Genomic DNA, 26,056 nt, shown 5'->3' with positions numbered 1-26,056 from the left:
CGCTTAACGACGCAGGCGGCGGCATGGGAATCCATGCCGCCGCCTGCGCTTTGTTGAGGGCTGCTAGTCGACCTGCGGGCTCAGCGTGACGTTTTCGCCGTCCACGCGGAGGGAAGCACTGAAGGTGAAGGGCTCATCGGCCACCAGCGGGCTCTTGTCGCCGCTGAAGAGGTCCACCTGGGTGGCGGTGACCTGCGCGGTGCCGCTCAGCGGGCTGAGCACCCAGGCGCCCTCAGCCTGGGTCAGTTCAACGTCGGGGTAGTCGGTGATGCTCCACCTGATTGGCTGGTCCACCCGGTTGTTGGTGAGGTGGTAGAACGGACAGCCCGGAGGCGCCAGACGGTCAGCGGCCGTGCAGCCGTCGAGGAACTCGCGGATACCGGCATCAATCTTGGAAACCAGTTCCTTGGTTGCCTCCGGCACGAGGGTGAGCTGCGGCTCGGCGTCGTCCGACACCAGGATCTCCCGCTCCGCGGCGGCCAGGTACTGGCTGTCATAGGAGGCCGTCACCCGCGACGCCGGGAAGGCGGCGAACGTATTGGCGCCCTCCGGGAGCGTTACCCGGACCCCGTTGAGGGTTGCTTCCCGCAGCGCCGGAGCATTGACCTGAACGGTCGGCAGCGTGGCCGGCACAAAGTCCCAGGTGTCGAAGAAGAGCCAGCGTTTGCCGGTGTTCTCCAGCACGAACCTGGTTGTTCCCTCGGCCTCGCCGTAGGCGTAGTCCACCGCAACCTCGACGCGGTTCCCGCCGATCTCCTCGGCGTCGCCGATTTCACGCACCTGCTGCCCCTTCACGGAGGCACGGAGGGCATCGCCGTCCAGCAGTGCGGCGTTGGCCTCGGGGACCTGCGCGTTGAGCATCCCGAGTGCCTGTTCGCCCTCGCCGTCGGCCAGCTTCTGCAGATAGCTCTCGACGTGTTTCTCGGGGCCGTACGTCTTGGCGTTAACGAAGTAGATCACGACGACGGCGGCCGCGATGGTGAGCATGAGGGCAAGCAGCCAGGCGGCTACTGCCTTGATTACCGGTGATGTTCCCTGCACTGCTCTTACGTTACCTGCCCGGACGGACGAAGGCCGGATCGGTTTCCCGTCCGGCCTTCGTGTCAGCTGCCCTGGGGGGAGGGCTGTGCCAGTTGTCCCGCTGCTAGGACGCTGCCGCCGGGACGGACTCGTGGGCAGCGGCGATCTCCTCGGCCCGGGCAGCATTGGCTTCCTCGGTCAGCTCGGCGCCCGCTGCGGCGTCGCGTGTGAGGTTTTCACCGGTTTCCGGGTCGAAGAGGTGCACCTTGCGTGTGTCCAGCCACAGCTCGGCGTCGCGTCCGCCGCGGATCCGGCTGGCGGCGTCGAGCGTCACCACCACCTGCGGGCGCAGCTCGTCGGCGTCCATGTCCCGGGCCAGGTTGTTCAGCAGCTCGCGTACCTCGGGGGTGGGGTCGAAGTGGATGTACCCGTACTGCTCGTTGCCCAGCCACTCCGTATGCGTGATCGGTGCCGTGAACGTGGAACCGTGCTGCAGCTTGCTTTCCTCCACCAGGGAGGCATCCTCGAAGAACTCCGGGCGGATGCCCACCAGCACAACCTGCTTGCCGGCGGCCTTTGCTGCCTTGTCTTCGGGGACGCGGATGTCGCCGACGGCGGTCTTCAGCACCCCGTTCTCCAGCGTTGCAGGCAGGAAGTTCATGGAGGGGGATCCGATGAAGCCGGCCACGAACAGGTTGATGGGCTGTTCGTAGAGCTCGCGCGGGGAGGCGACCTGCTGCAGGATGCCCTTCTTCAGCACCGCCACACGGTCACCAAGCGTCATGGCCTCGGTCTGGTCATGGGTGACGTAGACGCTGGTGGTGCCCAGGCGGCGCTGCATCTGCGCAATCTCCGAACGCATCTGGCCGCGCAGCTTCGCGTCCAGGTTCGAGAGCGGCTCATCGAAGAGGAACGCATCGGCCTGCCGGACGATGGCGCGGCCCATGGCCACCCGCTGCCGCTGGCCGCCTGAGAGGTTGGCCGGCTTGCGGTCCAGGTGGTCGGTCAGTTCCAGTGTTGCGGCGGCATCGGTCACGAGCTTGCGGACCTGCTCGTCGTTGTACTTTCCCTTGTTCAGGCGCAGCGGGAACGCGATGTTCTCGTAGACCGTGAGGTGCGGGTAGAGCGCGTAGTTCTGGAACACCATGGCCAGGTTGCGGTCACGCGGTGCCTTGTCATTGACGCGCTCTCCGTTGATAAGCAGATCACCGGAGGTGATGTCCTCCAGCCCTACGATCATGCGCAGCAACGTCGATTTTCCGCAGCCCGACGGGCCCACCAGGATGATGAACTCGCCGTCGGCAATGTCCAGGCTGACATCGTTGACGGCCGGAAAACCGTCGCCGTACTTCTTGACGAGGTTCTTGAGGGTGATAGATGCCATGGTTAGGGATCCTTTTCTTCAGTCCGGGTGCCGAAAGGGAACTAGCCCTTGACGGCGCCCTGGGTTAGGCCGGAGACGATTTGGCGCTGGAACGCGAGCACCAGGACAACTACGGGAATGGTGACGATGATCGCCGCGGCGGAGATGGCACCGGTGGGCTCCTCGAACTGTGAAGCGCCGGTGAAGAACGCCAGGGCTGCCGGTACCGGCCGCGCCGCCTCGGTGGAGGTCAGCGATATGCCGTACACGAAGTCATTCCAGGCGATGAAGAACGCAATGATCGCGGTGGTGAAGACGCCGGGGGCGGCCAGGGGAACGATGGCCTTGCGGAACGCCTGCCACGTGGTGGCGCCGTCAACCTGGGCTGCCTGCTCCAGCTCCCACGGGATCTGCCGGAAGAATGCCGCCAGGGTCCAGATGGAGATCGGCAGCGTCAGGGACAGGTAGGGGATGATGAGTCCGGGCCACGTGTCGTAGAGCCCGATGTTGCGCCAGAGGTTGAACAGCGGGGTCACGATGGAGATCACCGGGAAGATCGAGACACCCAGCGCCGTGGTCAGCACCAGTTTCTTGCCCGGGAAGTCCAGGCGGGCAATTGCATAGGCGCACAGGGTGGCCAGGATGACCGCGATGAAGGTGGCGATCAGGCAGATGCCGATGGAGTTGCGCAGGCTGCTCAGGAACAGCCCCTGCGCGTCGCCGACGAGGATCTGCTCGTAGTTGCTCCATGACCAGTTGGTCGGGAGGAAGGTCCCGGAAGTCAGGTCGCTGGGCAGCTTGAACGAGGTGGCCAGGATCGATGCCACGGGGAACAGCGCGTACAGGACAACCAGAACCGAAATAATGGTCCAGATTGTCCGCCGTTTGGCAGGTGAGGACTTCACTTATTTACCCCCTCGTGCGCCGGAAAGGTCCACTTTGAACAGTTTGATGGCGATGAAACAGATGATGATGACGCAGATGAACAGCAGCACCGACACGGCCGAGCCCATGCCGATTTCCAGGCGGGTAATCGAAGTCCGGTAGGCCAGCAGCGAAAGCACCTCGGTGCCGTACGCGCCGTTGGTCATGATGTAGACGTTGTCGAAGATGCGGAAGGCGTCCAGTGCGCGGAACAGGACGGCGACCATGATGGCGGCCTTCATGTTCGGGATGATCACCTTGGACATCCGCTGCCACCAGGACGCGCCGTCAACCTCTGCCGCTTCCGTCAGCTCGCCCGGAACCTGGGCCAGGCCCGCCAGCAGCAGCAGGGAGATGAACGGGGTGGTCTTCCAGATTTCCGAGGCCATGATGACGGACAGTGCCGTCCAGGTGTCGGCGAACCAGTTCAGGTCCGAGTCGATACCGGGCACCCAGTTGAACCAGCTGTTGATGTAGCCGGAGTTGATGTCGAAGGCATAGAACCAGGCGAAGGCGGAAACCACGGTGATGATGCCGTACGGCACGAGGATCGCGGTGCGCAGCCAGCCGCGGACGGCCTTCAGCGCGCTGTTCATCACCAGGGCCAGGGCAAAGCCGAGAATCAGCTCGACGACGACGGTGATGACCGTGATCAGCACCGTCACCCCCAGGTCCCGCCAGAACAGGCCGTCCGAAAGGATGGTCGCGTAGTTGCCCAGTCCCACGAACTCCCGGTCCGCCGGGGCGGTCAGGCGGTACTTGAACAGCGATTCCCAGAGCGCCAGGAGGATCGGATAGGCGGTGACCGCGAGCATGATGATGAAGGCGGGCCCGGCGAGCCAGAAACCCAGCCGCCGCTCCGCTTTGGCGCGGTCACTGAGGGGCTGTTTGGACGGAGTGGGCTTGGCCGGGGCGTCCCGGACCGCTTCGACGGAAGTGCTCACAGCAGTTTCTCCCCTCTAAGGACTGCGAGAATGAATTCCTGGCTCTCGGCCGGGGTGGTATCGGGGTTGACGTCGCTCGGCGGAGTCCAGGTCTGCTGGATGCCGGTGGAGATCTCGTTGTAGTAGGGGGTCTGCGGCCGGGGCACGGCCAGTTCCAGCGAGTCCCGGATGACCGGGGCCATCGGGAATGTCTCTTCGATCCCCGGAGCGTTGTAGGCCTCTTCGTTCGACGGCGGGTTGCCGTTGGTGGTGAAGTACTGGGCCTGGTTCTCGGGCGAGACGATGCATTCGATGGCCTCGAACGCCAGGTCGGGGTGCTCGCTGTTGGAGCCCACACCGAGGTTGATGCCGCCCAGCGGGGGAGCCGTATCCTCGCCCTCGTTCATGGCCGGGTAGAGGGCCCAGCCGATGTCGTCGATGAGGGACGCAGGCAAGGCACCCTCCTCGACCGACGCGTTGGTGGCCGGCCAGACGAAGGGATAGTTGACCATGAACGAACCCTGGTCACCCTGGAACTGGATCATGGAGGTGTTTTCCGTCTGGGTGGGCAGACCGGGACCGCCCAGGCCCTCCTTGCCGATCGTGGAGACAACCTCTGCTGCCTGCTTTCCGGCCTCGGTGTCGAGACCCAGCTGCAGTTCATCCGCCGACGCGTCCGGATTCTGCACGATTTCACCGCCGGCAGACGCCACCAGGGCGTTCACCCACACGGTCATGGACTCCGCGCGGGCGCCCTGGACGCCGATGTATTTATCCTGGCTCTGCGCGGCATCGATGATCTGGTCCCAGGTCACCGGCTTGGTCATGTCCAGCTGTGCCGCCTCGGCCACGGATTTGCGGTACCAGAGGATCTGGGTGTTGGCCCAGAACGGTACGGCCACCACTTTGTCTTTCCACTTTGCCCCGGCCAGGGCGCCTTCCAGCACGCCCTCCGTGGTCCGCTCCGCTACGTCATCGGGTACGGGTGCCAGGTAACCCGGCTCCGCGTACTCGGGAACGTTGGGCGGATCCAGGCTCATGATGTCCATGCTCTTGTCCCCGGCCGCGAGGCGCCGGGCCAGCTGTTCACGCTGGGAGGCGGCATCGTTCGGCAGCAGGGAGGTCTCGATGGTGTAGGCGCCCCCGGAGGCATCGCTGCACTGCTTCGCCAGTTCGGCCTGTCCACCGGCATCCGGATTGATGTACCAGGTCAAGGTGGGTGCTGCGCCCTCGTCGGATCCGCAGCCGGTCAGGAGGGTTGCGCCCAAGGCCAGAGCAACGCCGGCCGCAGCCCGTGCCCCTTTCCGGGTACGACCCCAGTATCTTGCGTCGTTTGGCATCGGTACTGTGCCTCCACCTCGTCGTAAGTGTCCCCTGCGGCGTTGCCTGAGACGGGCCACACACTAAGCAGCCTTCAGTTTGACCATATGCCTTGAACGTAATTTACGCCACATTCCTGCCGGTCAAACCGGGCGTTTCATCAGGTCAGCAGCGCTGCGGCCAGGACCAGCACGGGCAGCGAGGCAATGGTGGTGAGCAGCACGGTGTCCTTGGCCACCAGCACGCCTTCTTCGTAGCGGGCAGCAGCAACGAAGACATTCTGGGCGGTGGGAAGGGCAGCGGTGACCACGACGGCGAAAAGCAGGTGTCCTTCCATCCCCAGGATGAAGCGGGCCAGCAGGAAAGCCAGCAGCGGCTGGACAAGGAGCTTGAAGGCAGAGGCGAGGATGACGTCGGCCCGCCTGCCGCCGTCGGCATTCAGGGGCCGCGACCCCACCAGCGAAAGCCCGAAGGCAAGCAGCATGGCGGGAACCGCTGCACCGCCGATCAGGGACACCGGTTCATGGATGATTTCGGGCAGCTGCGTGCCGGTGGCGGCCAGCAGCAGGCCGATCAGCGAGCCGACGATTATCGGGTTGCGGACCACCTGCGCGGCGAAAACCCGGACTGAGGTCCGCCGGCCGCTGGTGGCCGAATCCATCATCATCAGGAAGAGCGGGGTGAAGAAAGCGAGCTGGAAAATCAGCACGGGTGCGATATAGGCGGCGTCCCCGAGGACGTACACGCAGATGGGCAACCCAAGATTGGCGGCATTGACCAGGGACGAAGACATGGCCGAAATAAGCATTTCCGGCAGCGGACGGCGCAGCCACCAGCGGGTAATGAGCACATAGAGGACTGCCGTGGCTCCGGCGCTGGCGGCGGCCACCAGCAGCGGAAACGAGAAGACAGTGGGCAGGTCCGCATCGCTGAGGGTAACGAGCAGGAGCGCGGGCGATGCAACGAAGAACGCCAGGCGGCTCAGTACGGTCTGGGCGTTTTCACCAAGTATGCCGAGCCGGCCGATGGCATACCCGGTAAGGATGATGATCCAGACAACGGCGAATCCGGTGAGTACCCCCAGCACCGGATGCTGCTATCTGGCTTCGGCTGCGGCGCCCGGGTTGCCGGCCATGACCTGGGTGTTGTCCAGGGCCAGCGGAGGACGCTCGGTGCCTTCCGTCACGGCCTCGGCCGGGTCCGTCCCCAGTTCCAGGATCCGGTTGGCGGAATCAACGTGGACAACCGTCGGCACGAAGGAGCGGGCCTCATCGGTGGTCATATCGGCATAGGTAATGAGGATGACCGTGTCGCCCACATGCACCAGGTGGGCCGCTGCACCGTTGATGCCCAGCACCCCCGAGCCGCGTTCGCCGGCGATGGTGTACGTCTCAAGCCGGGCGCCGTTGTCGACGTCGACGATCGAGACGAGCTCGCCGGGCAGGATGTCCGCGGCTTCAAGGAGGTCAAGGTCAACCGTCACGGACCCCACGTAGTGCAGGTCGGCATGGGTCACCGTGGCGCGGTGGATTTTGGACTTAAACATTTTCCGGTTCATCGCGGATAAGTCTACGCCGAATACCCCGGACTTTGAGCCGGGGGTTGACACGCTGACAGCGAAAGTGCAGTGCAGGGGGAGGGATGGAGTCTTGCCCCGAAGTGGAGCGGGCGACGGGAATCGAACCCGCGTATCAAGCTTGGGAAGCTAGCGCTCTACCATTGAGCTACGCCCGCAGTGTCCGGAAGGAATCCGGCACAGCTCCTAACTTTACATGGAACCCGCCGGTTGCCTAATTCGTTCGCCGGTGCTGCCGAAAGGTTTCCGGACGGGTTGCCCAAACACCGGCCAGCCTAGTCTTCGGAGCCCTCGCCGGGTTCGGAATCGGCGCCGGCGCGGGCCCGCTCCACGAGTTCGCGCCACCTGCCCTTGACCTGCCGCTCCGGGATGGTGACGGCGGCCGGGCCCACGGAGATCTCATACGTGAACCGGTCCGGTTCGCTGTCCGGGGCTTCGGGCGGATCGCTGAGGAGCGGCAGCCACCGCTCCTGTGCCTCTTCGGAGCTGACCTGCGTGCTCCAGGTGCGCTGCATGCCCGCAAAGCCGCCGCTGCGCACTACAACCAGTCTCATACCAAGACGTTAACCTCTTTCCATGCGGCCTGCACAGCAGTACTTTCCTCCGTCCCCGCTCCGTACCGTTTTTCCGCTGCGGTGACCGTGGCGGCGGCGAAGACGGCGAAGGTGGCGTCGGAGGGAAAATTCCGTTCGGTGATGGTGTCGTACCAGATCTTGCCGGCGCGTTCCCAGGCATACCCGCCCAGGGCTTCAGCCACCAGGTAGAAGGCGCGGTTGGGGATTCCGGAGTTGATGTGGACACCGCCGTTGTCCGCCGCGGTCTTCACGAAGTCAGCCATGGACGCCGGCTGCGGATCCTTGCCAAGCACGTCGTCGTCGTAGGCAGTGCCCGGTGCCTTCAGGGACCGCAGTGCCTGCCCCTGCACCAGGTCCGTGAACAGGCCCTCGCCAACCAGCCAGCCGGCCTGGTCCGCTGTCTGTCCCAGCAGTTTCTGCTCGACCAGGACGCCGAAGACATCCGCTACTGATTCGTTGAGTGCCCCGGACTGGTCACGGTAGTCCAGCTGCGCGGTGTACTGGATGATTCCGTGGGCCAGCTCGTGGCCGATCACGGTGAGGGATTTGCTGAAGCGTTCAAACACCTCGCCGTCGCCGTCTCCGAGCACCATCCGGGAACCGTCCCAGAAAGCGTTGTCGTAGGCGTGTCCATAGTGGACGGTGGCCTCCAAGGCCCGCCCCGCGCCGTCGAGCGAGGATCGTCCGTAGGCATCGCTGAAGAGACGGTACGTGGCGCCGAGGCCGGCATAGGTTTCGTCCACCGCCGGGTCGCCCGTGTCCGGTTCGCCCTCGGTCCGCACTACCGTGCCCGGCAGTTCCTCCAGGCCCAGGGCATCGGAGATGGTGCGGCGCAGGGACGGGGTAAACGCCGTGCCTGATCCGCGGGACGGCGCAGAACGCGGCGCCGAGCGCGCGGATTCCACGCCGTCGATCCCGGTCAGGGCGCGGCGGGCCGCCTTCGCCGCCGTTGCCTTTGCAGGGTCTTCGGCGGCGGCCAGGCGGGCAAGCAGATACGGCGGAACGATGGAACAGATCGAAGAAGCAACGCTTGAGTTGGTCACGGTACAGCCCTCCCTCTGTTGTGAGGTTCCCCAGCGTAGGCCCCGGCACTGACACTGCAAGCGCTAGGCCTGCAAAAACGGCATCAAATGGCCATAACGCAACCTAATCGGCTGTTTTCGACCCTTCTACGGCTGGATCGACCCTTCTACGGCTGGATCAGTCCTGTTCCGTGCCGGCAGGGTCCTGTGCCTGCGCGGCGGCCTTTTCGGACGCCTCGACAAGTGAAGCCACAACGTCCGGGCCGATCTCCAGCCCTACTTCGTGTCCCGGATTGACGGACATGCCGTATCCCGGGGCAATGCTGCGGATGGTGGCTTCGCCGCTGGCCTTGACGACCGCCGGTGCTGCTTCGCGCAGCTGCGCGGGGATGCGGTCCGCGGAGGTGAAGGTGGCAGCCACGGAGTAGTCGGCGTCCGGGGCCTTCAGGACCACTGTCTGGAAGGTGGAGGGATCGTCGGCCTTCGTCAGGCGCCCCACGCTCAGTAGTTCCGACGTCCAGATGACGGACATGACCTCGCGGTTGGTGAGCCTGCCCTCACGGCCGGCGGTGATGGCTTCTTCAAGCGCGGCGCCGGGCGCTTCGACGTCGTCCTGGGCCAGCGGCATTGTCGGGATCTCGGGGGTGTTGTCCGGTTCCATGGGGACTCCTTCTCAGGGCTCGGTGCCAAAACCCCAAGTCTGGCATATGGAGCGGATACCGTGGTGGGCATGAGTCCGAACGAGAACACCCGCAGCCTCGAAGCAGGCATCGAGCGGGACTTCAGCGACAAGATGAGCTACGGGTCCTACCTTGCCCTGGATGAACTGCTATCCGCACAGCATCCGGTGAGCAGCCCGGAGCACCATGACGAGATGCTGTTCATCATCCAGCACCAGACCTCGGAACTGTGGCTGAAGCTCGTCCTGCATGAGTTGCTGGCCGTGCGTGCACGCCTGGCGGCGGATGACCTGCGTTCGGCCATGAAGGGAATTGCCCGGATCAAGCACATCCAGCGCTCGCTGACTGAACAGTGGTCCGTGCTGGCGACGCTGACCCCGTCCGAGTACGCCGAATTCCGCGATGATCTGGGCGCCTCGAGCGGCTTCCAGTCCTACCAGTACCGTGCCGTCGAGTTCCTGCTGGGCAACAAGAACGAGGCAATGATTGCGGTGTTTGCGGCAGACCCCGCCGCTCAGGAGCTGCTGTCCGGCCTGCTTTCCGAAACCAGCATCTACGACGAGTTCATCCGCTATCTTGCCCGCCGCGGCTATGCCGTGGCGCCGGAGCTCCTGGACCGCGACGTGACGCAGGCACATGTGTATGACGAGTCACTGCTGGCGGTCTACAAGTACGTCTACGAAAACGCCGCCGGGAACTGGGATGTCTATGAGGCCTGCGAAGAGCTGGTGGACCTCGAGGACAATTTCCAGCTGTGGCGTTTCCGACACCTGAAAACCGTGGAACGCACTATCGGCATGAAGCGGGGTACGGGCGGTTCCAGCGGTGCCGGCTTCCTGCGGCGTGCCCTCGAACTGACGTTCTTCCCCGAGCTCTATGCGGTGCGGACCGAAATCGGCCGCTAGGGGCATGCGCTATTTTTGAAGAGTGCTGATTTCTGACCGCGACATCCGAGCCGAGATTGCCGACAACCGGATTGCCCTGGACCCCTATGACCCCGCCATGGTCCAGCCTTCCAGCGTCGATGTGCGCATCGACCGCTTCTTCCGGCTATTCGACAACCATAAGTACGCCCACATCGACCCCTCGCAGGACCAACCTGAGCTGACCCGCCTGGTGGAAGTGGATCCGGATGAGCCGTTCATCCTCCACCCCGGGGAGTTTGTCCTGGGTTCCACCTACGAGCAGGTGACCCTGCCGGACGATATCGCCGCGCGGCTGGAGGGCAAGTCCTCGCTGGGCCGGCTTGGGCTGCTGACACACTCCACGGCTGGCTTCATTGATCCCGGCTTCTCCGGCCACGTCACGCTGGAGCTTTCCAACATGGCAACGCTGCCCATCAAGCTGTGGCCCGGCTCCAAGATCGGCCAGCTGTGCTTCTTCCGGCTCAGCTCCCCGGCGGAGCACGCGTACGGCTCGGGCCGCTACGGCAACCGGTACCAGGGCCAGCGGGGCCCGACGGCGTCGCGCAGCCACCTGAACTTCCACCGCACCGATGTCACTGCTGCGTCGAATGACGAGGACACGGCGGGCGTCAGCGCCTCCTAAGGGCTGGCGAGGACGCGGCGGGACCGTCAGCGCCTCCTAAGGGCTGGCGAGGAGGGGGCGGCACCGTCCGGCTGTAGGGCCTGGCGGAGGCGGCTTTAATATTCCAAGCGAGCTCTGCGAGCGAAGGAATTTCGTTGCCGCCGGAGCCAGGCCCGTAGGCCGGTCCCGGAGCCAGGCCGGTCCCGGAGCCAGGCCGGTCCCGGAGCCAGGCCCGTAGGCCGGTCCCGGAGCCAGGCCCGCGAGCCCTACTCCTTACCGACGGGCAGAGCGGTCCGTGCGGCGGGGGAGCGGACCGGGAGCAGCACCAGCAGGCCGATCAGCAGCACGGCCATGATGCCGATGATGCCGTACCGCTGGGAGCCGAAGATCACGATGCAGGTGGAGAACAGCATGGGGGCCAGGAAGCTGACCGCCCGCCCGGTGGTGGCATAGAGGCCGAACAGCTCGCCTTCCTTCCCTTCCGGGGCGAGCCTGGCGAGGAACGCCCGGGACGCGGACTGGGCCGGGCCCACGAACAAGCACAGCAGCAGGCCGAAGATCCAGAACGTGGTGTCGCCGGTCCACTGCAGTCCAAACAGGTCCTGGTCATCCGGGCCCAGGACCACAATGGCCGTGCCGGCAAGGATCAGTCCGATCAGCGAACCGACGATCACGGCCTTGGGGCCGGAGCGGTCATCGAGGAAGCCGCCGACCACGGACCCGGCGGCGGCGACCACGTTGCCGAAGATGGCGAACATAATCACCTCTGACAGTTCCCAGTCGAAAGTGCCGGACGCGATAACGCCGCCGAAGGTGAACACTGCCGCCAGGCCGTCGCGGAAGACGGCGCTGGCGAGCAGGAAGTAAATGGTGTGCGGGTCGGTCCGGAAGAGGGCCTTGATGCGCTTGAAGAGGAGCTTGTAGGACGCAAGAATCCCCAGCCGTGCCAGCGCCTCCTGCCGGGGAACCTCGGGCACGGTGAACATCAGCGGCAGGGCGAACAGCAGGAACCAAACGGCGGAAAACAGTGCGACGAAGCGGATGTTCATTCCGTCTTCGGAGGTGACGCCGAACCAGCCGACGTCGGGCTGCACAAAGCCCACGAGTACCAGCGCCAGGGCAGCGATTCCGCCTACATAGCCCATGGCCCAGCCCAGGCCGCTGATTTTGCCGACGGTAGCCGGTGTGGAGATCTGGCTGAGCATGGCGTTGTAGTTCACGCCCGCAAATTCGAAGAACAGGTTTGCCGCGGCGATCAGTGCCACACCCAGGATCAGATAGTCGGGCGACGGGAAGACGAACCAGCACGCCGCGACCAGGGCGCAGGTCAGCAGGGTGTTGACGGTGAGCCAGGTGCGGCGGCGTCCACCCGCGTCCGACCGTTGGCCGGTGACCGGCGCCAGGACGGCCACGGCGACGCCGGCAAGGGCGAGGCCTGCGCCGAGGACGGCGGAGTTCTCGTCTTTATCACCGAATTGGGCGGACGTCAGGTAGACAGTGAACACAAAAGTGGTCATCACTGCATTGAAGGAAGCGGACCCCCAGTCCCAGGCAGCCCAGGCCGCCACCTGTTTCCAGCGTGCAGGTGCGGAGGCGCGCGGCGCGGGGACACCCGGAGACGTATTTTTTGTGCTGAGACTCATGCCGCTGAGCCTAGCGGCTGCCGCGGCCCGGAACGGTATTCAACCCCCAAAACGCCGGTGGCCGGTTCCGGTGCAGAACCGCCCGAATAGGAGGGCGTAGGTATGCCATGGGTAGAATGTACATACGACCTTGACCGCCCCCCTTGATAACTGCAGCCAAAATCAGGCTGAAACATCGACGAAAAAGCCCGGGAGATCATAGTGCTGTTTGTGCTCACCGTTTTGTTTACGGTGGCATTGGTTGCGCCCTTGGTGTTCCGCAAAGTCGGCCGGTCGGCGTTCTACATTCTCGCGGCCTTCCCTGCCGCCGCGTTCATTTGGCTGATAGCCACTTTCCCCCGGTACACCGGTGCAGACCAGACGCTGGCCTCCGGCGCCCCGAACGCGCCGCCGTCGGTCACCATTGCCTGGATTCCCGACCTCCGGGTGGAACTGGCCTTCCGGATGGACACCCTTGCGGCCGTGCTGTCCATCCTGATCCTCGGCGTAGGCGCCCTGGTCCTCTTCTACTGCGCCCGGTACTTCCGGCCGAATGACCCGAAAATGGGCAGCTTCGGTGCCCAGCTGCTGGCGTTCGCCGCCGCCATGTTCGGCTTGGTTACGGCGGATGACCTCATCCTGCTGTTCATTTTCTGGGAACTGACCACCATCCTTTCCTACCTGCTGATCGGGTACTCGGCGCACCGGCTCTCTGCCCGCCGCGCGGCCCTGCAGGCACTGATCGTCACCACCTTCGGCGGCCTGGCGATGCTGGTCGGCATGATCATGCTCGGCACCGCCGCAGGGACGTACCGGATTTCGGAAATCCTGGCGCAGGCACCGGAACTGGTGAACGCCGGGACGATGGTCAACGTTGCCATCGCCCTGCTGCTGGTCGGCGCCGTCTCCAAATCCGCCCTCGTGCCCTTCCACTTCTGGCTGCCCGCCGCCATGGCGGCACCCACCCCGGTCAGCGCCTATCTGCATGCCGCCGCGATGGTGAAGGCCGGCATCTACCTCATCGCCCGGCTGGCCCCCGGCTTCTCCGAGACGCTGCTGTGGCACCCCATCGTGCTGCTCCTGGGCCTGACAACCATGCTGCTGGGCGGCTGGCGCGCCCTGCGCCAGTACGACATCAAACTGATCCTCGCCTACGGCACGGTCAGCCAGCTCGGTTTCCTTACCCTGGTGGTGGGCCTCGGCAGCCGGGAGGCCGCAGTCGCCGGGATGGGACTGCTCCTGGCGCACGGCTTCTTCAAGGCGACCCTGTTCCTGGTGGTCGGGATTATCGACCACCAGGCCGGCACCCGGGACATCCGCAAACTCTCGGGAATCTTCCGGGCAGCACCGAAACTGGCCGTCGTCGCCGTCATCGGTGCGGCATCCATGGCAGGTGTGCCGCCGCTGCTGGGCTTCGTGGCCAAGGAATCGGTCTATGAGACCTTTGTGCATTACGGCGAGCAGCAGGGCACCATCGCGGCTTGGCTCCTGCTGGCCGGCGTGGTGACCGGTTCCATCCTCACCTTCGCCTACAGTGCCCGCTTCATCTGGGGCGCCTTTGCAGCCAAGGAGGGCCGCACACCTACCCCGTTCAAGGCGGTGTCCTGGTCCTTCCTCGCCGCTCCGGCGATCCTGGCCGGTGTCACAGTACTGTTCGGGCTCTGGCCTGCACCGCTGGATTCTGCGATTGCGTCCTACGCGGATCTCTTCCCTGCCGAAGGCAAGCCCACCCACCTGGCCCTCTGGCACGGCCTGACCCCGGCGCTGGGCCTGACCGTGCTCACCCTCGGGGTCGGCGTCGTCCTGTTCCTGCTGGCCCGGCAGGTAGAGGACCTCCAGCGGGATGTCGCCTTCCCGGTCGACGCCGAGCGGTCCTACCGAGGCGCCATCGGGGTACTCGACGACGTCGCCGTGTGGGTTACCGGGCGCACGCAGCGCGGTTCGCTGCTGTTCTACCTGTTCGTCATCCTGACCATGGCGATCCTGACGCCGCTGACGGCACTGATCCTGCGGTCCGCGCCCCTGCCGCAGGACTTCCGCTGGTTCGATACTCCGCTGCAGGCCGTGATCGGCGCTGCAGTGGTCCTGGGCGCCGTTGCCGCGGCCCGCGCGACGAAGCGTTTCCTGGCCGTGCTGATGGTGTCCGTCAGCGGTTACGGCATTGCGCTGATCTTCGCGCTGCAGGGAGCCCCGGACCTGGCCCTCACCCAGATGCTCGTCGAAACCATTGTCCTGGTGGCGTTCGTGCTGGCCCTGCGGTCCCTGCCGGCCCGCTTGTGGAAGCGCGAGCCCAAGCGCCACCGCTTCCTGAGGGCACTGCTGGGCATCGCCTTCGGCGCCAGCATGGTCGTGTTCGCCATGACCGCCATGGCTTCCCGTGTCGCCACGCCCGTATCCCTCGACTTCCCGCAGCTGGCCTACGACGGCGGCGGTGGTTCCAACATTGTCAACGTCACCCTGGTGGATATCCGTGCCTGGGATACATTCGGTGAAATCACCGTGCTGGCCATCGCGGCCACGGGCCTTGCGTCCCTGATCTTCGTCCGCGGACGCGGCGACAAGCGGCGCCGGGCCGAGGGCGTGGCCAGCGGTTCCGTGGACCGGGGGCGGGAGCAGTTTGCCCCCACTGCCCGGCGACAGGCCACCCTCGTTATGGCCCGCAGGTTCTCCAGCGTGGGCCGTGACGCCTGGCTGGTGGCCGGCCGGACGCTGGCGCCCGAGCGCCGGTCCATCATCTTCGAGGTGATTACCCGGCTGCTGTTCCACTCCGTCATCCTGTTCTCCGTCTACCTGCTGATTGCCGGCCACAACCTGCCCGGCGGCGGGTTCGCCGGCGGGCTGATGGCCGGACTGGCGCTGACCATCCGTTACCTGGCCGGCGGCCGCTTCGAGCTGGCCGAAGCCAGCCCGGTCAGCGCCGGAACGCTGCTGGGCGGCGGCTTGGGCGTGATTGCCCTGTCCGCTGCGGCGCCCCTGTTCTTCGGCGGGCAGATCCTGCAAAGCGCAATCCTCAAGTTCACCTGGCCGATCTTCGGGGAGGTCAAATTCGTCACCTCCACGATCTTCGACATCGGCGTGTACCTGGTGGTGGTGGGGCTGGTGCTGGACGTCCTGCGCAGCCTGGGCTCGGAGATCGACGAGCGCAGCGAGGGTGATGCCGACGATGAGGACGACGACGAAAACACTGTGGAGGAACCGGAAATCATCGACGTTGCCGCCCGTCCCGAAGAGGAAGAGGTGTCACGGTGACTGTTAACCTCACCCTCCTCGTGGTCATGGGGTGCCTGTATGCAGCCGGCATCTACCTGCTGCTTGAGCGGAGCCTGACCCGGGTGGTGCTTGGCCTGGCCATGCTCACCAATGCAACGAACATCCTGCTGCTCGCCACCGGCGGGCCGGCGGGGCTCGCACCGATCTTCAACAAGGACATTGCCGCGGATGCCTACAACGATCCGCTGCCGCAGGCCTTCATCCTGACCTCGATCGTCATTTCCTTCTCGGTCACCGCCTTTATGCTCGGCATCATTTACCGGTCCTGGGTGCTGGGCCGGCAGGACGAGGTCCAGGACGACGTTGAGGACCGGCGCGTGGCAAGCCAGAGCAGCTTCGACGCCGAAGATGACGCAGACGTCCCGGAGGACACCACGGAATTCACACCGCCGGAGGAAGCCGAAGAGGCTCCCGGCTCCCAGCGCGGCAACACACCAAACGAACCGGAGGTGAACCGATGAACACAGCCAGCCTTGCACCGCTGGCGGTGGTGCTCCCGGTCTTCGGTGCCGCCCTCGCGTTCATCCTGATCCGGCACCAGCGCGCCCAGCGGGTAGTCAGCATCAGCATCCTCAGCGGAACCCTGATCCTGGAAATCGTCCTGCTGGGCTCCGTCTGGACAGCAGGCGCGCAGGCCGTGAACCTGGGTGCCTGGCTTCCACCGTTCGGCATCACCATGGTGGTGGACCAGTTCTCCGCGTTGATGCTGGTGGTCTCTTCGGCGATCAGCCTCTCCGTGCTGATCTATGCCGCCGGCCAGGGCATGGCCGACGGCGACGAAGACGGACCCATTTCGATCTTCCACCCGACCTACCTCATCCTGGTGGCAGGCGTTTCCAATGCCTTCCTCGCCGGGGACCTGTTCAACCTGTACGTGGGCTTCGAAATCCTGCTGACCGCCAGCTATGTCCTGATGACCCTCGGCGGGACAACGCCGCGGATCCGCGCCGGCGTGACGTATGTAGTGGTCAGCGTGGTGTCGTCGCTGCTGTTCCTGATTTCCATTGCCATGGTCTACGCGGCCACCGGCACCGTGAACATGGCCGACCTGGCCCTGAAGCTCGGCGAGCTGGATCCGGCGACCCAGCTGATGCTGCACCTCATGCTCCTGGTGGCATTCGGCATCAAGGCCGCCATTTTCCCGTTGTCCTTCTGGCTGCCGGACTCCTATCCCACCGCACCGGCCCCGGTCACCGCTGTGTTCGCCGGCCTGCTGACCAAGGTGGGTGTGTATGCCATGGTCCGCACCGAGACCCTGCTCTTCCCCGGGGACAGGATCAACACGCTGCTGATGGTGGTGGCGGGGCTGACCATGCTGGTGGGCATCCTGGGTGCCCTGGCGCAGACCGACATCAAACGTATGCTCTCCTTCACCCTGGTCAGCCACATCGGCTACATGGTGTTCGGCCTGGCGATTGCCTCCGTGATGGGCATCGGTTCCACCGTGTTCTACGTGGTGCACCACATTACGGTGCAGACTTCGCTGTTCCTGGTGACGGGCCTGATCGAACGCCGCGGCGGAACCGCCAACATGGACCGGCTCGGCGGGCTGGCACGGCTGTCGCCGCTGCTGGCGGTGCTGTACTTCATTCCCGCCATCAACCTGGCCGGCATCCCGCCGTTCTCCGGCTTCCTGGGCAAGCTCGGCCTGATGCAGGCGGGCGTGGACCTCGGCACGCCGCTGGCCTACGTCCTGGTCGGTGCAGGAGCCGCCACCAGCCTGCTGACCCTGCTGGTCATGGCCCGGGTCTGGAACCGTGCATTCTGGCGTACCCCCGAGGATGCCGTGCACCCGGATCCCATCCTGCTGGCCACCAGCACCGACGGATCCAGCCTGCGCAGCTCCGAGCATGTCATCGAGCATGCCACGGGACGGTTCTCCGGCAGGGAGTCCGTGGACCTGCTGCCCCGGACCATGGTGTACCCGACCGTGGGCCTGGTTGCCCTCGGCGTCGCCCTGACCGTGGCTGCCGGACCACTGTTTTCCCTCAGCGACGACGCCGCCCGGGACCTGCTGGACCGCACCCCGTACATTGAAGCGGTACTGGGCGAGGGGGCAGCACAATGACCAAGGAAGCACGCATGCGCAGCCGGTCCCGCGTTCCGCTGCTGCAGGAACTGCCCCTGCTGATCTGGCTGGTGTTCCTGTGGGGGGCGCTGTGGCAGGACTTCAGTGCCGGGAACCTGGTCTTCGGGGCGGTGATCGCCTTCTTCGTGGCGAACATCTTCTACCTCCCGCCCGTGGAACTCAGCGGCAGGTTCAACCCGCTCTACGGGCTGCTCTTCGCCGGACGCTTCCTCTACAAGCTGGTGCAGGCCAGCTTCCATGTGCTCTGGCTCGCGCTAGTCCGCGGCCCGCGGATCCGCAACGGGGTCATCGGGGTGAAGCTGCGCAGCCGCTCGGACCTGCTGGTCACGGCCACCGGCCACGTGCTCTCCCTGATCCCCGGCTCGTTGATTGTCGACGTCGACCGTTCCACCTCGACCCTGTACCTGCACGCGCTGAACGTGTCCACAGCGGAACAGGCCGAAAAGGTGCGGGCCGATGCCCTGGACGCCGAGGCCTGGCTGATCCGCACCCTGGGAACCAAAGAGGAGCTGGCCGCCCTGCGCGCCGAAACCGCTGAAACACGGAAACGAAAGATTGGAGGCCGGGCATGATGAGCGCAGCTGTGGTGGCCGTGTCCGTCATGTTGGCAGTGGCCGGCGCCGGCGCCATTTACCGGATTGCCCGGGGCCCCTCGATCCTGGACCGGGTACTGGCCTCGGACGTGCTGCTGGCCATTGTGGGTGCGGCCCTGATCACGGACATGATCGTTTACCGCAACCTGGACTACCTGGCCCTAGTGGTCGCTATCTCCCTGATCGGCTTCATCGGCTCCGTGACCGTTGCCCGTTTCGTAACGGACAGGCGGTAGCACCATGGAGGAGACCGTCTATGACGTGATCACAGCCGTGCTGATGCTCGGCGGCGCCCTGATGTCCCTGGCCGCCGCCATCGGCCTGATCCGATTCCCCGACCTGCTCAGCCGTATGCACGCAGCCACCAAACCCCAGGTGCTGGGGCTCCTGCTGTTCCTGCTGGCCATGGCCGTGGAATTCCGCAGCTGGAAGCTGCTGCCGATCCTGTTCGTGGCCTGGATCTTTATGCTCCTGACCGCACCGGTCTCGGCCCACATGGTTGGCCGCGCCGGTTACCGGACCAAGCACCTGCGGCCCGAACTGCTGGTCATCGACGAACTGGACGACGTCGTCGAGCGTGCCCAGCGACTGCTCCGGGAAGCGGAAGAGGAAGTGCTCGAAGACGAGGATGACGATCCCCGCGTGGACGACGATCCGGGGCACAGCTACACCGGGGAGCTCGACGACGACGAGATGCTGCGCGCCCGGGGAACCGGCGCAGGCGGGGCGTTAAACAGCGACGCCCAGCGCCCGGGGAAAAACCCCGAGGGCTGAGCGCGGCTCCTCCGCCAAAGGCGGAGGCTTCGATAATCGAAGGCTTAGACGATTTCCGGCGTCTTCTGGTAGCGCTGGATGGCCCGCTGCGTGCCGCGGTTGGTCAGCACGCGGATGACCTGGCTGACGGCACCCGAAACCACGGCGAACGCCACGGCGGAACGGAGGCTGTTTTCCAGGCTGCCCTCGGCATCCTTCGGCGGCTCGTTGCCGGTGGCCTTGGTCCAGGCGAAGTCCAGCACCTTGGCGGCGACGATTCCGGAGAGGATGCTCGCTCCGGTTCCGAGCAGTTTGAGGATCAGGTTCATGAATACTCCTAGCTTCGGGCGTTTTTCCTAACCCTACGGTACCTGTTTGCCCGTCGCCGGATCAGGAACACGTGTGTAGAGTGGAACCGCAAACATACGACAGGGGAGCGCCGTCCCGCAGCAGGTCTTCGGACCGCGAAGGACAAGGCGCTGAGAGTGCGGATATCCGCAGACCCTCGAACCTGATCCGGTTAGTACCGGCGAAGGGAGTCGAGAACTCAGGGAAATTCCCCGTTGGCCGGCAACGGCCCGCGGGGAAGCGCGCCGGTTTACCGGTGCAGCATCACCCTCCCCTCCTGACCTCAGGAGGATATTCATGAAAGACCAATCCGCAGCACCCGACCGCACCCGGCCCGCAGCCCCAAGGCGTTCCTGGCGGGTGGTGGACATTGTTGTTGCCTCCGTGCTCGCGGTGGCCGTGGGCGTGATTTTCTGGGCCTGGTCCCTGGGCTACGCCGGGATCAGCGTACTCACCGCGGCGTTTCCGCCGCTCGCCGGGCTTTACACCGGCGGCTGGCTGATTGCCGGGGTGTTGGGCGGGCTCATCATCCGTAAACCCGGCGCGGCGATCTACTGCGAGATGCTGGCATCCGCCGTGTCAGGCGTGCTGGGCACGCAGTTCGGCCTCTCCGTGCTGCTTTCGGGCTTCCTGCAGGGCCTGGGCGCCGAGCTGGTGTTCCTGCTGTTCCTGTACCGGCGGTTCTCCCTTCCCGTGGCACTGCTGGCCGGGCTGGGGTCCGGCCTGTTCCTCGGCCTGAGCGAAAACGTCCTGTACAACGTGGAATGGGCTGCACAGTGGCAGCTGCTGTACGCGCTGCTCACCTGCGTCTCGGGAGCGGTCATTGCCGGCGGGCTGTCCTGGCTGGCGGTCCGCGCGCTGGCACGGACGGGTGCCCTTGCACCCTTCGCATCGGGTCGGACGGGAACGGCGTAACGGTGCTGTTCGGGAAGAAGGGCGGGAGACGCCCGCCTGCAGCGGCTTCCATTCCGTTGCGGGACGCCGCCCCGGGCTCCCGACGCCGGCCCCGCCCGGCCGCCGTCGCAGCCCGCGGCTGGGGCTGGCAGCACGGGGGACGGACCGGCTCGGCGGTGTCAGGCCTGGACCTGGTGATTTCCCCGGGTGAGCGGGTGCTGCTGCTGGGCGCTTCCGGCGCCGGAAAATCCACGTTCCTGCACGCTCTTGCCGGTGTCCTCGGCCCGGATACCGGCGGGGAGGAACAGGGGGTCCTGACGCTCGACGGCGTCCATCCCGCGAACGCCCGCGGACGGACCGGGCTGGTCCTGCAGGACCCCGACTCCCAGACCGTCCTGTCCCGGGTCGGAGACGAAGTGGCCTTCGGCGCGGAAAACCTGGCCGTTCCGGCGGCGGAAATCTGGCCGCGGGTGCATGCGGCACTGGCCGACGTCGGACTGGAGGTTCCGCTGGACCGCTCCACCGCCGCGCTCTCCGGCGGACAGAAGCAACGCCTGGCCCTCGCGTCAGTGATGGCCATGGAACCGGGCCTGCTGCTGCTCGATGAGCCGACGGCCAACCTGGACCCGGACGGCGTGGTGGAAATCCGCGACGCCGTGACCCGGGTGTTGGACCGCACCGGTGCCACGCTCATCGTGGTGGAGCACCGGGTGGATGTCTGGGCCGGCGTTGTGGACCGCGTTATTGTCCTCGCCGCCGGCGGCGGCGTGCTGGCGGACGGTTCCCCGGAACAGGTACTGGGCAATCCCGCGCACCGCAGCACCCTGGCGGAGTCCGGTGTCTGGCTGCCCGGTACCAGGCCGGAAATTCCTGGCGGACCCTGGGCGCCGGCTGCGGCCGGTCCCCGGCTGCTGGAGGCCCGCGGGCTGGCCGTTGCGCGTTCACTCCGCGGTCCCGCCGTGCTCACCGGAGCGGACCTGAGCCTGGACGCCGGCACCGCCGTCGGGATCACCGGACCGAACGGTGCAGGCAAATCCACGCTTGCCCTGACTCTCGGCGGCCTGCTCCGGCCAAGGGAAGGAACCCTCACCGCGGCCCCGGCCCTGGCCGGCGCAGCCCGCCCGGAACCCGGCCGCTGGACCTCCGCGCAGCTGGTGGACCGCATCGGCACCGTCTTCCAGGAGCCCGAGCACCAGTTCCTGGCCAACACCGTGCTGGACGAACTGGCCTTCGGGCCGCGTCGGCTGGGCCGGGAGACGGACGCGCAGGTGCTGGCACGGGTGCACCACCTGGCGGAACGGCTCCGGCTGGACAAACTGCTCGAGGCCAACCCGTTCACGCTTTCGGGCGGGGAGAAACGCCGCCTGTCAGTGGCAACCATGCTTGCCACTGAGCCGTCCATCCTGCTGCTGGATGAGCCGACCTTCGGACAGGACGCCCGCACCTGGGCAGAACTGGTGGCCCTGCTGCGCGGCCAGTTGTCGGAAGGGCGCTGCGTGGTTTCCGTGACGCATGACGCCGAGTTCATCGAGGCGCTGGCCTCCCGGAACCTCCGGGCGGCGGACGGGGTGCTCACCCCTGTTGTTCCTGCCGACGACGCCGGAACGGCCCGTGACGCCGGAACGGCAAGCGACGTCCGGGTGCGGCGATGAGCGCTGCAGCTGCCGCGGCTCCGGCCCGCCCCGCCGGCACGTTCCTGGCCCGCGCCAACCCGCTCTCCAAGCTTGCCGCGGCTGTGCTGCTGACCCTGGCAGTACTAGTGACGGTGGACTGGGTGAGTGCCGCCGTCGTCCTCACCGCCGAACTGGCCCTGCTGCCGCTGCTGCACATCCGGATCGGAACGCTGGTCCGGCGGATCTGGCCGCTGCTGGCCGCGGCGCTGATCGGTGCGTGGGGCACGGCGCTGCTGGCGGAAAAGACCGGGACGGTGCTGCTCGAGGCCGGGCCGCTGGTGTTCACCTCCGGCTCCGTAGCCGCGGGCATCGCCATCGGGCTGCGCGGCCTGGCGATAGCCCTGCCGGGAATCTACCTGCTGGCCACCACTGATCCCACGGACCTGGCCGACGCCCTGGCCCAGAAACTGGGGCTGCCGCACCGCTTTGTCCTGGGCGCGTTGGCGGCCATGCGTCTGGTGGGGCTGCTGGTGGAGGAATGGCGCACCATCGGACTGGCCCGGCACGCCCGCGGTGCGGGACCGGATGCCGGGGGAGCGGCCCGGCTGCGGGGGTTCGCGGGGCAGTCCCTCGCGCTGCTGGTGCAGGCGATCCGCCGGGCCACCCGCCTTGCGACGGCAATGGAAGCGCGCGGCTTCGGCGCCGCGGAACGGACCTGGGCTCGAACGTCGACCTTCAGCGGGGTGGACGCCGCCGTGTTCGCGGTGGGGGCGGCCGTGTCCGCCGCTGCCGTGGCAGGCGCGGTGGCGGCCGGCACGTTCAACTTCATCCTGACCTGAGGCCTCCCGGCCCGGCCGGCTCAGAGGGCCGCGTCCGCCAGCTTGGTGAGTTCGGCGTTCAGGACCTCGGAGAAGGGCAGTTCCCTGCCGTCGATGGAGCGCACCGGCACCAGCAGCCGGATGCTGGACGCCAGCCAGACGCCGTCGGCCGCGAACAGGTCTTCGGGCACCAGCGGCCCGTATCCCAGTTCCCAGCCGGCGGCTTCGGCCGCACGGAAGAGGGCATCCTGCGTGGTTCCGGCCAGGATGCCGCTCCTGCGCTCCGGAGTGAGCAGGGTGCGCACGCCGTTGCGTTCGCGGGCCAGCACCACGGTGGACGTGGGCCCTTCGAGGACCTTGCCGTCGGAGGAGGTGAAGATTGCGTCATCGGCGCCGTTCGCGCGGACGTGGCGCAGGGCCGCCATGTTCACGGCGTAGGAGAGTGTCTTGGCGCCGAGCAGCAGCCACGGAGCCCGGGCGGCCGCCAGGCTGTCATAACCGCGGTCCAGGAGCAGGACCTTGATGCCCTCCGTACGCTGCCGTGAGGCATCGGCGGCAGGGGTGACCTGCACCCACGCCGTGGGCGTGCCGGCGCCCTCGACGCCGCGGGTCACCACAAGCTTCACCGCCGCGCGGGCAGGGGACCCGGTGCCGGCGGTTTGCGCCTGCGCGTGCAGGGCGAGCGCGGTGGCAATGGCCCGTTCCCAGGCGCCGCGCGGGGGAATCTCCAGTTCCAGCAGCCGCGCGGAGGACGCCAGCCGGTCCAGATGGGCATCCGGCTTGCGGGGCACGGAATCCACGGCCAGCAGCGATTCGAAGATCCCGTCTCCGCGGGTCACGCCCAGGTCATTGATCATCAGCTGGGGGACTCCGGCGTCGGCCGGGCGTCCGTCGGGAAAGGCGGAATCCAGGAAAACCAGAACAGTCATGGGCCCAGCCTAGCCGCGGCGGGCCCGACCAGCCCGGCCGGACCGATAGGCTGTCTGGAAGGCGGCGTCGGGGAGGAGCAGGGTGTGTGGTGGTCTGTGTCGGGTTTTGACGTGTCCGGGTGGACAGCCGTCGTCCTGACCACGGTGGATTATGCGATCCGGATCATTGCCCTGGGCGTTGTACCCGGCAACCGCCGTCCCACCACCGCCATGGCCTGGCTGTTGTGCATCTTCTTCCTGCCGATTCCCGGGATCATCCTTTTTTCCTTCTTCGGCAACCACCGGCTGTCCGAGCACCGGGTGAAACGGCAGGCCGAAATCAGCCGCCTGGTCCGTGAAAACACCAAGGAACTGGAAACCGAGGGCACCAATTACGACGGCCCCGAGTGGGTGCTGAATGCGGCGGAACTCAACCGCCGGCTGGGATCCTTCCCCACCCTGGACGGCAACAAGGTGGACCTGCAACGTGACTACCACGAGTCCGTTTTCGAAATGACCGAGGCCGTGGGGAAGGCTACGCGGTACGTCCATGTGGAGTTCTACATCATGGGGTACGACGCCGTCACCCGCGACTTTTTCCGGGCACTGAATGACGCTGCCGCCCGCGGCGTCACCGTCCGGCTCCTGTTTGACCACATCGGCACCCTCCGCATCCCCGGTTACCGGAAGCTGCTGCGCGAACTGCGCGGCAGTGACATCCAGTGGCGGCGGATGCTGCCGGTCAATCCCTTCCGCGGGCGCTGGCGCCGGCCGGATCTGCGCAACCACCGCAAGATCCTGGTGGTGGACGGGGATGTGGGCTTCACCGGCTCCCAGAACCTGGTGGAACCGGCCTACAACAAACGCCGCAACCGCCGGTCCGGACGCAAATGGGTCGAACTGATGGCCCGGATGGAAGGGCCGGTGGTGGATGAACTCAACGTCGTCTTCGCCACGGACTGGAACGCCGAGACCGACGAAAACCTGGAACGGGAACTGAGCCTGTACGAATCGTCGTCCAATCCGGGCGGCGTCACGTGCCAGGTGGTGCCCAGCGGTCCCGGTTTCAGCACCGAAAACAACCTGCGCCTCTTCGCGTCCCTCATTTATTCGGCGAGCGACCGCATTTCCATTACCAGCCCGTACTTCGTCCCCGATGACACGCTGCTTTACGCAGTGACGACGGCGGCGCAGCGAGGCGTGGAAGTGGAGCTGTTCGTCTCCGAGAAAGGCGACCAGTTCCTCGTGGACCACGCGCAGCGCTCCTATTACGAGGCGCTGCTGCGGGCGGGGGTGCGGATTTACCAGTACCCCAAACCGCTGGTACTGCATGCGAAGCACTTCACCATCGACAATGAGGTGGCGGTGCTGGGGTCCAGCAACATGGACATGCGCTCCTTCTCGCTGAACCTCGAGGTCTCCGTGATGATGTTCGACGGCACCATCGTCGAGCAGATGCGCCGCATCGAGGACACCTACCGCGCACTGTCCAAGGAGCTCATCCTGGACAACTGGGTGGGCCGGCCGCTGTGGCAGCGGTACATCGACAACGTGGCCAGGCTGACGGCGACCCTGCAGTAGTCCCTAGCCGGGAATGTTCCGCGGTTCCGGCTGCAGCCGGGACAGGACGGTCCCCAGCGCTGCCGCGGCGTTCCCCTGCGGACCCACGAGCCGTACGGTGAGATCCGCGGCGGAGGCGGCGTCGTCGTCGGCCGCCCAGCGCCGTTCCTGCGCCGCCCACCGTTCCCAGTGCGGAGCATAGGTTCCGCCGTCGCGCTCCAGCGCGACCCGGCGGCGGACGCTTTCCTCACCCGCCACCCAGATCGTGGTGTCCAGCAGCTGCCGGGCAGCGCGGTGGGCGGCGCCGACGCCTTCGAAGACCACGGCGTCGGCCGGTTCGGTTCTCTGCCAGCCGCCGCAGCGTCCGGCGGCCCAGTCCCACGACTGCCAGCGGGCCGCCCGTCCCTGGGCGAGCGGGCGCAGGATGTGCTCGCGGTAGTAGGTCATTCCCGCTTCCAGCCCGTCCCAGCCGGGGTAGACATCCTCCAGATGGAACACCCGCACGGAACCGGAGCGGGACAGGGCAGCGGCAATCCCGGCGGCCAGGGTGGTTTTTCCGGCGCCGGAGAAGCCGTCCACCGCAATGAGCAGGGGTGCGGCGGGGCTAACCGGCATCGGGGGAGTTCCCGGTGCACACGGTCATGATGGCGGACATTCC

General features: G+C 66.3%; 25 protein-coding genes, 1 tRNA gene, 1 pseudogene and 1 riboswitch. Of the genes and pseudogenes, 12 read left to right on the top strand and 15 right to left on the bottom strand.

What is annotated here, in order from left to right:
• Positions 1-63 precede the first annotated feature (63 nt).
• From N2L00_RS13870 to N2L00_RS13820, 11 genes are all read right to left on the bottom strand, one after another.
• On the bottom strand, positions 64-1,041 hold the full coding sequence (locus N2L00_RS13870; RefSeq protein ID WP_255862488.1) for a hypothetical protein: 978 nt from the start codon (positions 1,039-1,041) through the stop codon (positions 64-66).
• A 103-nt stretch (positions 1,042-1,144) separates the two neighbouring features.
• Complete coding sequence (locus N2L00_RS13865; protein ID WP_255862489.1) at positions 1,145-2,404, bottom strand: ABC transporter ATP-binding protein; 1,260 nt, start codon at positions 2,402-2,404, stop codon at positions 1,145-1,147.
• A gap of 41 nt (positions 2,405-2,445) precedes the next feature.
• Positions 2,446-3,288, bottom strand: a complete 843-nt coding sequence (locus tag N2L00_RS13860; protein WP_255765114.1) for a carbohydrate ABC transporter permease — start codon at positions 3,286-3,288, stop codon at positions 2,446-2,448.
• The gene (locus tag N2L00_RS13855) at positions 3,289-4,251 is read right to left on the bottom strand and encodes a carbohydrate ABC transporter permease (protein WP_255765113.1); all 963 of its coding nucleotides are present in this window, start codon (positions 4,249-4,251) and stop codon (positions 3,289-3,291) included.
• The gene (locus N2L00_RS13850; protein WP_374676596.1) at positions 4,248-5,570 is read right to left on the bottom strand and encodes an extracellular solute-binding protein; all 1,323 of its coding nucleotides are present in this window, start codon (positions 5,568-5,570) and stop codon (positions 4,248-4,250) included. Before N2L00_RS13850 ends, N2L00_RS13855 begins: the two co-directional genes overlap by 4 nt.
• 140 nt (positions 5,571-5,710) lie before the next feature.
• On the bottom strand, positions 5,711-6,637 hold the full coding sequence (locus tag N2L00_RS13845) for an AEC family transporter (RefSeq protein ID WP_255765111.1): 927 nt from the start codon (positions 6,635-6,637) through the stop codon (positions 5,711-5,713).
• Positions 6,638-6,646: 9 nt separating this feature from the next.
• Positions 6,647-7,108 carry an aspartate 1-decarboxylase gene (panD, locus tag N2L00_RS13840; RefSeq protein ID WP_227919251.1) on the bottom strand — a complete coding sequence of 154 codons (462 nt, stop codon included), beginning with the start codon at positions 7,106-7,108 and terminating at the stop codon, positions 6,647-6,649.
• Positions 7,109-7,210: 102 nt separating this feature from the next.
• Positions 7,211-7,284: transfer RNA gene (locus tag N2L00_RS13835), tRNA-Gly, on the bottom strand.
• Positions 7,285-7,401: 117 nt separating this feature from the next.
• Positions 7,402-7,680 (bottom strand): protealysin inhibitor emfourin, encoded by a 279-nt coding sequence (locus N2L00_RS13830; RefSeq protein WP_255765110.1) that lies wholly within the window; start codon positions 7,678-7,680, stop codon positions 7,402-7,404.
• Entirely contained in the window at positions 7,677-8,744 is a 1,068-nt protein-coding gene (locus N2L00_RS13825) for a M4 family metallopeptidase (RefSeq protein ID WP_255862491.1), read from the bottom strand. Before N2L00_RS13825 ends, N2L00_RS13830 begins: the two co-directional genes overlap by 4 nt.
• Before the next feature lie 157 nt (positions 8,745-8,901).
• Positions 8,902-9,384, bottom strand: a complete 483-nt coding sequence (locus N2L00_RS13820) for an SseB family protein (RefSeq protein WP_255862492.1) — start codon at positions 9,382-9,384, stop codon at positions 8,902-8,904.
• Positions 9,385-9,453: 69 nt separating this feature from the next.
• Between N2L00_RS13820 and N2L00_RS13815 the strand changes: the two genes are divergently transcribed.
• Together N2L00_RS13815 and dcd are read left to right on the top strand one after the other, a co-directional pair.
• Positions 9,454-10,308, top strand: coding sequence for a tryptophan 2,3-dioxygenase (locus tag N2L00_RS13815; protein ID WP_255862493.1), 855 nt, complete (start codon positions 9,454-9,456; stop codon positions 10,306-10,308).
• 22 nt (positions 10,309-10,330) lie between these two features.
• Entirely contained in the window at positions 10,331-10,951 is a 621-nt protein-coding gene (gene dcd, locus N2L00_RS13810; protein WP_227919236.1) for a dCTP deaminase, read from the top strand.
• A 245-nt stretch (positions 10,952-11,196) separates the two neighbouring features.
• On the opposite strand, the gene N2L00_RS13805 is transcribed toward dcd, so the two are convergent.
• Positions 11,197-12,573, bottom strand: a complete 1,377-nt coding sequence (locus N2L00_RS13805; protein ID WP_255862494.1) for an MFS transporter — start codon at positions 12,571-12,573, stop codon at positions 11,197-11,199.
• A gap of 201 nt (positions 12,574-12,774) precedes the next feature.
• Between N2L00_RS13805 and N2L00_RS13800 the strand changes: the two genes are divergently transcribed.
• From N2L00_RS13800 to mnhG, 6 genes and pseudogenes are all read left to right on the top strand, one after another.
• Entirely contained in the window at positions 12,775-15,801 is a 3,027-nt protein-coding gene (locus tag N2L00_RS13800; RefSeq protein WP_255765105.1) for a Na+/H+ antiporter subunit A, read from the top strand.
• A complete protein-coding gene (locus N2L00_RS13795; RefSeq protein ID WP_255765104.1) occupies positions 15,798-16,283 on the top strand; it encodes a Na(+)/H(+) antiporter subunit C in 486 nt (161 codons plus the stop codon). Before N2L00_RS13800 ends, N2L00_RS13795 begins: the two co-directional genes overlap by 4 nt.
• Positions 16,280-17,890, top strand: a complete 1,611-nt coding sequence (locus tag N2L00_RS13790) for a Na+/H+ antiporter subunit D (RefSeq protein WP_255765103.1) — start codon at positions 16,280-16,282, stop codon at positions 17,888-17,890. Before N2L00_RS13795 ends, N2L00_RS13790 begins: the two co-directional genes overlap by 4 nt.
• Positions 17,887-18,483, top strand: a complete 597-nt coding sequence (locus N2L00_RS13785) for a Na+/H+ antiporter subunit E (protein ID WP_255765102.1) — start codon at positions 17,887-17,889, stop codon at positions 18,481-18,483. The genes N2L00_RS13790 and N2L00_RS13785 overlap by 4 nt, the downstream gene beginning before the upstream one ends.
• Entirely contained in the window at positions 18,480-18,740 is a 261-nt protein-coding gene (locus N2L00_RS13780; protein ID WP_227919225.1) for a monovalent cation/H+ antiporter complex subunit F, read from the top strand. The genes N2L00_RS13785 and N2L00_RS13780 overlap by 4 nt, the downstream gene beginning before the upstream one ends.
• 4 nt (positions 18,741-18,744) lie before the next feature.
• Positions 18,745-19,113: pseudogene (gene mnhG, locus N2L00_RS13775) on the top strand (monovalent cation/H(+) antiporter subunit G); the annotation flags it as partial.
• Between the two features lie 209 nt (positions 19,114-19,322).
• On the opposite strand, the gene N2L00_RS13770 reads toward mnhG, so the two are convergent.
• Positions 19,323-19,586 carry a DUF4235 domain-containing protein gene (locus N2L00_RS13770; RefSeq protein ID WP_227919224.1) on the bottom strand — a complete coding sequence of 88 codons (264 nt, stop codon included), beginning with the start codon at positions 19,584-19,586 and terminating at the stop codon, positions 19,323-19,325.
• A 91-nt stretch (positions 19,587-19,677) separates the two neighbouring features.
• Positions 19,678-19,812, top strand: a riboswitch (TPP riboswitch).
• 90 nt (positions 19,813-19,902) lie between these two features.
• On the opposite strand from N2L00_RS13770, the gene N2L00_RS13765 reads away from it, so the two are divergent.
• From N2L00_RS13765 to N2L00_RS13755, 3 genes are read left to right on the top strand one after another with little or no spacing between them, the layout of a single operon-like run.
• Entirely contained in the window at positions 19,903-20,520 is a 618-nt protein-coding gene (locus tag N2L00_RS13765; RefSeq protein WP_255862495.1) for an ECF transporter S component, read from the top strand.
• Between the two features lie 56 nt (positions 20,521-20,576).
• Entirely contained in the window at positions 20,577-22,151 is a 1,575-nt protein-coding gene (locus N2L00_RS13760) for an ABC transporter ATP-binding protein (protein ID WP_255862809.1), read from the top strand.
• Positions 22,148-22,951 (top strand): energy-coupling factor transporter transmembrane protein EcfT, encoded by an 804-nt coding sequence (locus N2L00_RS13755; protein WP_255862496.1) that lies wholly within the window; start codon positions 22,148-22,150, stop codon positions 22,949-22,951. The genes N2L00_RS13760 and N2L00_RS13755 overlap by 4 nt, the downstream gene beginning before the upstream one ends.
• Before the next feature lie 20 nt (positions 22,952-22,971).
• Here the strand turns inward: N2L00_RS13755 and N2L00_RS13750 are convergent, their stop codons facing one another.
• Positions 22,972-23,859: an aminodeoxychorismate lyase gene (locus tag N2L00_RS13750; RefSeq protein ID WP_255862497.1), complete on the bottom strand. Its 888-nt coding sequence runs from the start codon at positions 23,857-23,859 to the stop codon at positions 22,972-22,974.
• A gap of 84 nt (positions 23,860-23,943) precedes the next feature.
• Between N2L00_RS13750 and cls the strand changes: the two genes are divergently transcribed.
• Positions 23,944-25,419, top strand: coding sequence for a cardiolipin synthase (gene cls, locus N2L00_RS13745; protein ID WP_396124518.1), 1,476 nt, complete (start codon positions 23,944-23,946; stop codon positions 25,417-25,419).
• A gap of 3 nt (positions 25,420-25,422) precedes the next feature.
• Here cls and N2L00_RS13740 read toward each other — a convergent pair whose 3' ends face one another.
• Positions 25,423-26,013 (bottom strand): hypothetical protein, encoded by a 591-nt coding sequence (locus N2L00_RS13740; RefSeq protein ID WP_255862499.1) that lies wholly within the window; start codon positions 26,011-26,013, stop codon positions 25,423-25,425.
• Positions 26,014-26,056: the final 43 nt, after the last annotated feature.

Source organism: Arthrobacter sp. zg-Y1171 (assembly GCF_025244845.1).
Taxonomy (GTDB): Bacteria; Actinomycetota; Actinomycetes; order Actinomycetales; family Micrococcaceae; genus Arthrobacter_B.
The sequence above is the reverse complement of the archived record's forward strand: the minus strand, read 5'-3'. Positions and strand labels throughout refer to the sequence as shown.

What these genes read in the sequence shown, in the direction of transcription:
- N2L00_RS13865 (WP_255862489.1), bottom strand. Translation starts at nt 2,404, where the DNA reads ATGGCATCTATCACCCTCAAGAACCTCGTCAAGAAGTACGGCGACGGT.
- N2L00_RS13850 (WP_374676596.1), bottom strand. Translation starts at nt 5,570, where the DNA reads ATGCCAAACGACGCAAGATACTGGGGTCGTACCCGGAAAGGGGCACGG.
- panD (WP_227919251.1), bottom strand. Translation starts at nt 7,108, where the DNA reads ATGAACCGGAAAATGTTTAAGTCCAAAATCCACCGCGCCACGGTGACC.
- N2L00_RS13830 (WP_255765110.1), bottom strand. Translation starts at nt 7,680, where the DNA reads ATGAGACTGGTTGTAGTGCGCAGCGGCGGCTTTGCGGGCATGCAGCGC.
- N2L00_RS13820 (WP_255862492.1), bottom strand. Translation starts at nt 9,384, where the DNA reads ATGGAACCGGACAACACCCCCGAGATCCCGACAATGCCGCTGGCCCAG.
- N2L00_RS13815 (WP_255862493.1), top strand. Translation starts at nt 9,454, where the DNA reads ATGAGTCCGAACGAGAACACCCGCAGCCTCGAAGCAGGCATCGAGCGG.
- N2L00_RS13805 (WP_255862494.1), bottom strand. Translation starts at nt 12,573, where the DNA reads ATGAGTCTCAGCACAAAAAATACGTCTCCGGGTGTCCCCGCGCCGCGC.
- N2L00_RS13790 (WP_255765103.1), top strand. Translation starts at nt 16,280, where the DNA reads ATGAACACAGCCAGCCTTGCACCGCTGGCGGTGGTGCTCCCGGTCTTC.
- N2L00_RS13785 (WP_255765102.1), top strand. Translation starts at nt 17,887, where the DNA reads ATGACCAAGGAAGCACGCATGCGCAGCCGGTCCCGCGTTCCGCTGCTG.
- N2L00_RS13780 (WP_227919225.1), top strand. Translation starts at nt 18,480, where the DNA reads ATGATGAGCGCAGCTGTGGTGGCCGTGTCCGTCATGTTGGCAGTGGCC.
- N2L00_RS13770 (WP_227919224.1), bottom strand. Translation starts at nt 19,586, where the DNA reads ATGAACCTGATCCTCAAACTGCTCGGAACCGGAGCGAGCATCCTCTCC.
- N2L00_RS13765 (WP_255862495.1), top strand. Translation starts at nt 19,903, where the DNA reads ATGAAAGACCAATCCGCAGCACCCGACCGCACCCGGCCCGCAGCCCCA.
- N2L00_RS13755 (WP_255862496.1), top strand. Translation starts at nt 22,148, where the DNA reads ATGAGCGCTGCAGCTGCCGCGGCTCCGGCCCGCCCCGCCGGCACGTTC.
- N2L00_RS13750 (WP_255862497.1), bottom strand. Translation starts at nt 23,859, where the DNA reads ATGACTGTTCTGGTTTTCCTGGATTCCGCCTTTCCCGACGGACGCCCG.
- N2L00_RS13740 (WP_255862499.1), bottom strand. Translation starts at nt 26,013, where the DNA reads ATGCCGGTTAGCCCCGCCGCACCCCTGCTCATTGCGGTGGACGGCTTC.